Origin of the sequence: Paraburkholderia sp. (assembly GCF_036488505.1) — a bacterium.
Lineage (GTDB): Bacteria > Pseudomonadota > Gammaproteobacteria > Burkholderiales > Burkholderiaceae > Paraburkholderia.
Genome location: NZ_DASXHN010000188.1, coordinates 22,569 through 30,564 on the forward strand (window position 1 = coordinate 22,569; position 7,996 = coordinate 30,564).

General features: G+C 66.1%; 9 protein-coding genes. 7 read left to right on the forward strand and 2 right to left on the reverse strand.

From position 1 onward, the window contains the following. Window positions 1–181 precede the first annotated feature (181 nt). A complete protein-coding gene (locus VGH68_RS11020) occupies window positions 182–1,012 on the reverse strand; it encodes an undecaprenyl-diphosphate phosphatase (RefSeq protein ID WP_331603652.1) in 831 nt (276 codons plus the stop codon). Window positions 1,013–1,710: 698 nt separating this feature from the next. Here VGH68_RS11020 and VGH68_RS11025 point away from each other — a divergent pair. From VGH68_RS11025 to VGH68_RS11045, 5 genes are all read left to right on the forward strand, one after another. Continuing rightward, on the forward strand, window positions 1,711–2,619 hold the full coding sequence (locus VGH68_RS11025; protein WP_331603653.1) for an aldose epimerase: 909 nt from the start codon (window positions 1,711–1,713) through the stop codon (window positions 2,617–2,619). 183 nt (window positions 2,620–2,802) lie between these two features. Continuing rightward, window positions 2,803–3,525, forward strand: coding sequence for a peptidoglycan DD-metalloendopeptidase family protein (locus tag VGH68_RS11030; protein ID WP_331603655.1), 723 nt, complete (start codon window positions 2,803–2,805; stop codon window positions 3,523–3,525). A gap of 218 nt (window positions 3,526–3,743) precedes the next feature. Then, window positions 3,744–4,070 (forward strand): hypothetical protein, encoded by a 327-nt coding sequence (locus VGH68_RS11035; protein ID WP_331603656.1) that lies wholly within the window; start codon window positions 3,744–3,746, stop codon window positions 4,068–4,070. A 967-nt stretch (window positions 4,071–5,037) separates the two neighbouring features. After that, complete coding sequence (locus VGH68_RS11040; protein WP_331603657.1) at window positions 5,038–5,346, forward strand: DUF2288 domain-containing protein; 309 nt, start codon at window positions 5,038–5,040, stop codon at window positions 5,344–5,346. A gap of 119 nt (window positions 5,347–5,465) precedes the next feature. Then, window positions 5,466–6,779 carry an MATE family efflux transporter gene (locus VGH68_RS11045; protein WP_331603664.1) on the forward strand — a complete coding sequence of 438 codons (1,314 nt, stop codon included), beginning with the start codon at window positions 5,466–5,468 and terminating at the stop codon, window positions 6,777–6,779. 371 nt (window positions 6,780–7,150) lie between these two features. Here the strand turns inward: VGH68_RS11045 and VGH68_RS11050 are convergent, their stop codons facing one another. Further along, window positions 7,151–7,318, reverse strand: coding sequence for a hypothetical protein (locus tag VGH68_RS11050; protein ID WP_331603658.1), 168 nt, complete (start codon window positions 7,316–7,318; stop codon window positions 7,151–7,153). Window positions 7,319–7,506: 188 nt separating this feature from the next. Between VGH68_RS11050 and VGH68_RS11055 the strand changes: the two genes are divergently transcribed. Then, complete coding sequence (locus tag VGH68_RS11055) at window positions 7,507–7,686, forward strand: hypothetical protein (RefSeq protein ID WP_331603659.1); 180 nt, start codon at window positions 7,507–7,509, stop codon at window positions 7,684–7,686. Window positions 7,687–7,768: 82 nt separating this feature from the next. Further along, window positions 7,769–7,996 (forward strand): hypothetical protein (locus VGH68_RS11060; RefSeq protein WP_331603660.1); only part of this gene is annotated, 228 nt, incomplete at its 3' end.

Genomic DNA, 7,996 nt, shown 5'->3' on the forward strand with positions numbered 1-7,996 from the left:
TGCGACCGAAGCCACCGGATTCCCGACAGACCGAAATTCTAACTGACCAAACAGCAGACCGCGAATTTCACGGGCCTCGCCGGGCGCCGCGCGAGCCTCGCGAGCCTCGCGCCGGCCACGCGCGCCGGGGCCGGATTATAACCGATCGCTTTCAACGCAAGACAGCGCGCACCCCGCGCCATCAGACCGGCTGCGGATGCAGCATGAACCAGCCGAGGAACAGAACCCCCGCGATCGCACAGTACATGCCGAACGACGCAAGACGGCCGCGTCCTTCGAAATAGCGCATCAGAAAACGCACGCTCAGATACGCGGCGATCGCGGTCAGCACGCCGCCGAGCGCCGCGTCGGCGAGCTGGCCCGGCGCATGCAGCAGCTTGGGCAGCTCGAGCACGCCGGCCGCGAAGATGATGGGCGTGCCGAGCAGAAACGAGAACTCGGCGGCTCTTTCCGCGGTGAGGCCGGCGGCATTGCCGGCGATCATCGTCAGACCGCTGCGCGAGAAGCCCGGAATCAACGCGCCGATCTGCGCGAGACCGACGAAAAACGCCGTGCGCAACGTCATCTTCTCCGGCGCCTGATGCGCGCGCGCGCGTTGCAGGCGATCGCCGAGCCACAGCAGCACGCCATTGACGATCAGCGCGATCGCGACGATACGCAGGTCATGGAAAATCCGCTCGAGGCGCTTTTCCAGCAGCAGACCGACGAGACCCGCGGGAATCGTGCCGATGATGAGCGCCCACATCATGTGGCCGTCGTCGTTGCGGCGGCCGCCGAGCGATGCGAACAAGCCGCGCACGAGCGAGCACCAGCGCTCGCGGAAGTACCACAGCAGCGCAAATGCGGTGCCCAGATGAAGCGCAACGAGGAACGGCAGCAACTGCGGCGCGTGCTTGTCGATATGCATGCCGAACAGCGCGGGCACGAGTAGCGTGTGACCAAGACTGCTGACCGGGAACAGTTCGGTGACGCCCTGTAGCACGCTCAGGAAAATCAGAAACGACAGGTTCACGCGGCGGCCCTTGTAAAGAAAATGTCAGGAACTGCGCCGCACAAACGACAGGAGCGGCACGTCAAAAACGCACCGAATTATGCCTGGCTGTGATGACAGCGCCAAGCGTCTGGGCCGCATTCGCCTAAATATTGACGCGCCGCGTCACAACTCGAGACCGTTGTGACGCGAGCAAAAAGAGATGGACTGCGCTGCGATAGCGATGACGCTCATCGATCGACCGGAAAGCGCGAAGCGATCGGAGCGGTGTGACGCGAGACCCGCGGGCGCATCGACGTGGATCGAAGCGGGTCGCTGCCGCGGCGGGCGACAGCGCCGGTTGCGGCGCAAAGCGGGACGGCTCGCTGGAATCAGCGTTTGAGCGAGTGAAAGAAGTAGTACGTGCTTGCGGTGAAGATTCCGAACAAGCCTACGCCCATTGCCATTGCGAGATCCATAACGCCCTCCTGAGCGGGTCGCGCCCGGCTGCTGTACACACCGGACGATCTGGCAGATTATCGCTAAGGTTGTCGTTTTGCTGACCCCGCAATTTCCCGAGAAGGGTTTCCCCGTAGCGCAAAGCGGCGCAAAATCGCGATTCGCCGCGCGCGGCGGCGCGTGCCGCCAGCGCTGCGCGATGCGCCGGCAGAACACGCGGCGCTGCGCGTTGCCGGTTCAGCCGGCGCGCCCCTCAACTTTCTTCCAGCTGCTCAGCCATCATGCCTCTCTCCCCGGAACAGGACATTCTCGAGATCGATCTGGACAACTCCGTGCTTCGCTTTTCGCCGCAAGCCGGCGGCCGTCTGCTGTCGTGGACGATCGACGGCGAAGAGGTGATTCACTGGCCGGAGCACGCCGACTGGAGCGTGCCCGCGCGGATTCGCGGCGGCAATCCGCTGCTGTTTCCGTTTCTCGGCCGCCATCGCGTCGACGGCAAGATCGGTTACTGGCGCGACGCGCGGGGCGCCGTGCGCGAGCTGCCGATGCACGGCTTCGCACGCGATCTGCCGTTCGACGCGCACGCCGACGTGCACGGCGCGGGCCTCAGGATGGTGCTGACCGACAGCGACGCGACTCGCGCGGCCTATCCGTTCGGCTTCCGTTTCGAGGCCGCATACACGCTCGCCGACGCGCGCACGCTCGACGTGACACTGACCACCACGAATACCGGCGACACGCCGCTGCCGTACTACGCCGGCCATCACTTCTATTTCACGCTGCCGCATACGCAGCGCGGCCAGACCACGATCGAGCTGCCGCGCACCGAGCGATGTCATCAGCAGGACGACGGCTCGATCAGCGCCGCGGAACCGGGCGAGCCGAGCTATGCACTCGACGAGACGCGCATCCTCGACCGTTTCCACTGCCTGACGAGCGCACCAGAGCGGCCGGTGCGACTGGTCGCGCCGGGCATCGGGCGCGTGATCACGATCGATCTGCGCCGGCCCGGCTCGGTGCCGTGGTACGCGGTGACGACGTGGACCGAGAAACCCGAATCGGACTTCTACTGCGTGGAGCCGTGGCTCGGATTGCCGGACGCGATTCATAACGGCCGGGGTTTGCGCTGGCTCGAGCCGGGCAAAACCGAGACGGCGGCACTGCGGATTACCGTCGAGACGACGCGCTGATAGGGCTGGCTGCGTGCGACGCAGATCTGCGACGCTGATCTGCGTCGCTGGCCCTTATGGCCAGCGGCATCGATGCGCAGCCGCCGGATTCGCGTGCTGCAACGCAAAACCGTTAGAATCGCACGCTTTGTCTCTTCTACCGCGTGATCGGGATCGGCGCGCGGCAGCGCTTTGCGAGGTCCAATGCTGGAAACAACAAGAATGAAGCGACTCGGCTGCGCCGCGTTGCTCGCGCTGCTCGCCGCGTGCGGGTCGGCGCCGGTGGGGCCGGGGTACTACCGGGTCGAACGGGGCGATACGCTGTCGAAGATCGCGCGCCAGAACCGGCAATCGGTGCAGAGTATCGCGCGCTGGAACCGCCTCACCAATCCCGACAGCATCGAGGTCGGGCAGGTGCTGCGCGTCGCGCCGCCCGCCGGCGCGGCGTCGACTAGCGGCACGCTTAGAAGCGGCGGCAGCGGCGGTGGCGGCAGCGGCGCGAGCGCGTCCGCCACACCGCGTCCGGCGCCCGCGGACAACACCCCGGCCACCGCACCCGCGTCGATCTCGCTCGTATGGCCGGCCGACGGCACCCTGCTCCGGGGCTTCGACGGCGGCAGTTCGAAGGGCATCGACATTGCGGGTTCGGCCGGCACGCCGGTCGTCGCGGCCGCGGCGGGCACGGTCGTCTACGCGGGCAACGGCTTGCGCGGCTACGGCAATCTACTGATCGTCAAGCACAACGCCGACTATCTGACCGCTTACGCGCACAACCGCGTGCTGCTCGTGAAGGAAGGCGAGTCAGTCAAACGTGGACAGAAAATCGCCGAAATGGGTGACACCGACACCGATCGCGTGATGCTGCATTTCGAGTTGCGCTATCAGGGCCGCTCGATCGATCCGTCGAAGGCACTGCCGCCACGCTAGGCGTACGTGGGACGGGCGGCGCGAGCCCCGCGTATCCGCTTGCGGATAGCCGCGCGCGAGGTCTTCGCGCGTCGCTGGCCTGCCAGGCCAGAGCGCCGAAGCGGGCGCTGCCACCCCACCCCGCAAACCGGGCGGGGGAACCGCGCGTGCTATAAACGCTCAATTCGAGGCGGCGCGGCTTCGCGCCACGCCCTTCCCGTTATCGCAAGGAACCTGAAATGAAGAGCGCATTGTCGAGCGTCGCGACGGCTGCAGTGATCGGTGTCGGTCTATTGACACTCGGCAGCCTCGGCGGCTGCTCGAGCACCACCACGATGACCTATCTGCCGAGCGGCGAGACCGGCTTCGCGATCAACTGCAGCGGCAGCGACGCGAGCACGAGCTGGGGCGAATGCTACAAGCGCGCCGGGGAAGTCTGCGGCAATTACGGCTATGACGTGGTATCGAAAGACGTCGACAATGGCGCGACCTCGGGCGGCTCGATCGGCGGCATTTTCGGCGCGAACGTCAAGAACCGGTCGATGGTGGTTCGCTGCAAGCAGTAGCGGCCGTACCGCCGCGACGCGTCGTACCGGGCGAACCTGGCCGCCTCGCGGCGGCGCCAGTGCCCGGAGTTCGGGTCGATGCGCACGGCAAAGCTCAGCAGCAACGCAAGCGCGATCGGCCAGACACCGAGAAAGATGATCAACCAGCTCATGAGCCGCGCGACGAGAAGTGATCCGCCATGATGCGGCGTACGTATGAATCCGCGGTGAACGTTTTCAACGCCAGCCAAAAGGCCGAGTCGATCTGCTAAAAAAAAGCCCGGCACGAGGGCCGGGCTAACGGGGGTTCGGCGCATATCGGCAAAGGACCGGTTCACCATGCGCCAGAACGAAATCTATCAATCCCCAATTACGAGCGCAATGCATTAATTTCACGGTCAGTGTTACACGCCGTACCGATTCCGCAATTCGTGAATCGAAAATGTCGGAACGCGCCCGGCCAAATACGCCGCGTGACTACAAACCGATTTGCGATAAAAATGTGAACTCGATTCGTGAACGGCGCACCGGTCAATGCGATGGCGGGGTCTGCCGAACCGCTTTCGATTTGCCGGAGAAAATCGGTTTGGCCGATTTCCACTAATGCGTTAAGCCCAAAGCAGATTCTTCTCGCGGCTATAAACTTGGTGCGGCACCGCACGTAACGATTAATATGCAGGCACCCGCGAATCGCGATTAATTTCATCCCGTAAAAATTCGCGAATGGCGAAACAATAATCACCCCATTCAGCCGACAAATTATTAATCGTTATTCGAATGGGAATCCATGTGATCGGACGCGAACGCGGCGTGCGTATCGAGCGGCGACGTCACGGGCCTGCGTTGAATCCGCCGAACCGAAGGTTCAAAATCGGATCCAGCCCCGGCGGTTGTACCAAGACCGCCGAAGGGATTCGCCCAGCCGCACGCGCACCGGCGGCCCACACCGATGGTTTATAGTGACGGCCCCGCTCGTCCCCCGCTTACGATGACTTCGAACGACACCCCCCAGAGCCCGCTGTACGCGAAACTGCTCGGCGAAACCGCCAGGATCGGCTGGAGCGAACTCGAACGCTTTTTTGCGCGCGGCATGCTGCTGCGGGTCGCGCGCGACCTCGACCTGGTCAGTGTCGCCGAAGCGATCGCCAGCGATGACACCGCGCAGGTCACCCAATGGTTATCCGCGGGCCTCGTCGAGCGCGTGCAGTCGGACACCGCCGCCGACTTCGCCGCGCGCGACCCCGAACTGTGGGCGGTGGTCGTATCCCCGTGGGTCTGCGTGCAGGAGCGCTCTTGAGCGACGCCGCGTCCGAAGCCGGGACGCCAGAAGCCGGGACGCCCGACGCCGGGACCCCGGAAGCGGGGGCGCCCGAAGTCGACGACGCAGCCTCCGGCAACGCCGCCAACGCGCGCGCGCTGCCGCAGCGCTGGCATCGCCGTGTGCTGACGCTGGCGTTTCCAATCGTCCTCGCCAATCTGACGCAGCCGATCCTCGGCGCGGTCGATACCGCCGTCGCCGGCCATCTGGCCGATGCGTCGTATCTCGGCGGCGTCGCGCTCGGCGGGCTGTTCTTCAATTGCGTGTTTTGGGGCTTCGGCTTTTTGCGTATGGGCACCACCGGCCTCGTTGCGCAGGCATACGGCGCGGGCGAGCGCGACGAGTTGCGCAACACCGTCGTACGCGCGCTGCTGATGGCGGTCGCGATCGGTGCGTTGGTGGTGCTGGTGCAGCAGCCGTTGATCGGCTACACGCTGCGTCTGATCGGTGGTAGCGACGCCGTGCAGCACCACGCACGGATCTATTGCCACGCGCGCATCTGGGCCGCGCCGCTCGCGCTCGCCAACTATGTCGTGCTCGGCTGGCTGCTTGGCACGCAGCGGGTGCGGCTCGCGCTGTTGTCGCAAGTGTTCATCAACAGCGCGAACATCGTCGCGGTGCTGCTTTACGTGTACGGGTTTGATTGGGGCGTGGCCGGGATCGGCGCTGCGACCGCGACCGCCGACGCGCTCGGCTTCGTGCTCGGCCTCGCTCTGCTATGGCATGGCCGCCCGCGCGGTCTGCCCGCGCTGAACTGCGCCGCGTTGTTCAATGCCGCCGCGCTCAAACGGCTGGTCGTGCTCAATCGCGACATCTTCTTGCGCACGCTGTGCCTGCTCGCGTCGTTCGGCTGGTTCGCGCATCTGGGCGCGCGGCAAGGCGACGCGACGTTCGCCGCGAACGCGCTGCTGCTCAATTTTCAGACCTTCATGGCCTACGGACTCGACGGCTTCGCGCACGCGGCCGAAGCGCTCGTCGGCGCGGCGATCGGCGCGCGCGACCGGCACGCATTCGCGCACGCGGTCAAGGTCACCGCGCTGTGGTCGGCGCTCGGCGCGCTCGGCTTCGCGGGCGTCTACTGGGGCGCCGGCGGGTGGATCATCGGGAAGCTGACCGATCAGGCCGCCGTGCGGGCCGCGGCCGAAACCTATTTGCCGTGGGCAGCGCTGTCGCCGGTGATCTCCGTGTGGGGCTTTGTGCTCGACGGCGTGTTTATCGGCGCCACGCGCACGCGCGAGCTGATGGTGTCGATGGTGATCTCGCTGGCGACGTTCGTCGCAGCGTCGTCGCCGTTACTCGCACTGCACGGCAATCATGGGCTGTGGGTCGCGCTGCTGCTGTTCATGGCCGCGCGCGGCGTTACGCTGGCCCGTTACCTGCCGCGCGTGGCGCGGGGAATCGCCGCCGCGTAGCGAGCGCGCTGTGGTTTGCGCGAGGCGCGACTGACGCAGCTAGCCGCGCGCCGCGTTTCGCTGTCGCGTTGTTCCGGACAGCCGGTTACCGCTTGGGACACGCGCATACCTAACCACCTGTCGCGCGCGCCCGCGGACCTTTTCGGCCCGCGCTCTCCGCGCGAACAGTTGGCGCGGGTCGCAAGTGCCGGCCCGCCCGCGCCGGCGCTTCGCGTGCTGCCGGGTTCTCCGCGCGCTTCTGCCGCGGTTTGCCTGCGCTTTCCGCTCGTCGCCCCCCTCGCGGAATCCCCCACCTTCGAGTCGATCATGCTGTGCGTGGCACGGCCGTCCTGACGCGACGCCGGCGAATGACGCTGCGCGTGGGCGCTGCGTTACTTCGCGGCGGGCGCCGGCACCATCGAAGGCGGCCGGTCGTCGGTGGGCACGCCGTGGTAGTCGGCTGGATCCTGCGGCGGGGCGCCGCGATGGCCAGATGGATGCTCAGCGCAACCGGCAACGCCGGCCGACAGCAGCAAGGCAATGGTGAGAACGCGGATCATCAGTAGTTGTCTCCAGCACGAAAGGTCGGGCGAACGATTGGCGGATACACATCCGCCGGCGCGCCGAGAGTCTACCCGCAAGCCGCGCGCCGCGATGCCGTCGCGCGCCGCAACCTGCTCCCATTTCGTGAGATTTCGCAAGACCTGACCTACTATGAGGTGATCCTCGCATGTTTCAGGAGACTGCCATGGACGCCGAATCGGTCGCGGGTCTGATCGGGCTCGCAATAGGCCTGGTCGTGCTGGTCGCGTTGTCGTTCTTCGAATCGCGAACCTATAAACGCGAACACGATGGGGAGGGCATCGTGCATCACTGGCTGAGCCATCAGCATTTGCATATGCCGCACTGGAGGCGTCCGCGGCATTGAAAGCGGTGCGGGTCGTGAGGCGCTTCACGAGCACGCGCGCGCATTGGTGTTCCGCGGCGCGGAACGTTCCAACGCTGCGGCTGTGCCGCGCGGATGTCGCTCCGACAAGTGCGACTCGGTGCTGGGCGGCAACGCGACAAGCGCGCGCCGGCTGCGGGCGGCGGGCGGCGGGCGGCGGGCTGCGGGCTGCGGGCTGCGGGCTGCGGGCTGCGGGCTGCGGGCTGCGGGCTGCGGGCTGCAACGCAAGATCGTATCGGCGCCGGCTAGCCGGATCACATTGAGCGCGCTGATCGAAGCTCGCCGCGCGCAT

Excerpts from the sequence above, each read along its gene's own strand:
- VGH68_RS11025 (WP_331603653.1), top strand. The coding sequence starts at position 1,711 with ATGCCTCTCTCCCCGGAACAGGACATTCTCGAGATCGATCTGGACAAC.
- VGH68_RS11030 (WP_331603655.1), top strand. The coding sequence starts at position 2,803 with ATGCTGGAAACAACAAGAATGAAGCGACTCGGCTGCGCCGCGTTGCTC.
- VGH68_RS11035 (WP_331603656.1), top strand. The coding sequence starts at position 3,744 with ATGAAGAGCGCATTGTCGAGCGTCGCGACGGCTGCAGTGATCGGTGTC.
- VGH68_RS11040 (WP_331603657.1), top strand. The coding sequence starts at position 5,038 with ATGACTTCGAACGACACCCCCCAGAGCCCGCTGTACGCGAAACTGCTC.
- VGH68_RS11050 (WP_331603658.1), bottom strand. The coding sequence starts at position 7,318 with ATGATCCGCGTTCTCACCATTGCCTTGCTGCTGTCGGCCGGCGTTGCC.
- VGH68_RS11055 (WP_331603659.1), top strand. The coding sequence starts at position 7,507 with ATGGACGCCGAATCGGTCGCGGGTCTGATCGGGCTCGCAATAGGCCTG.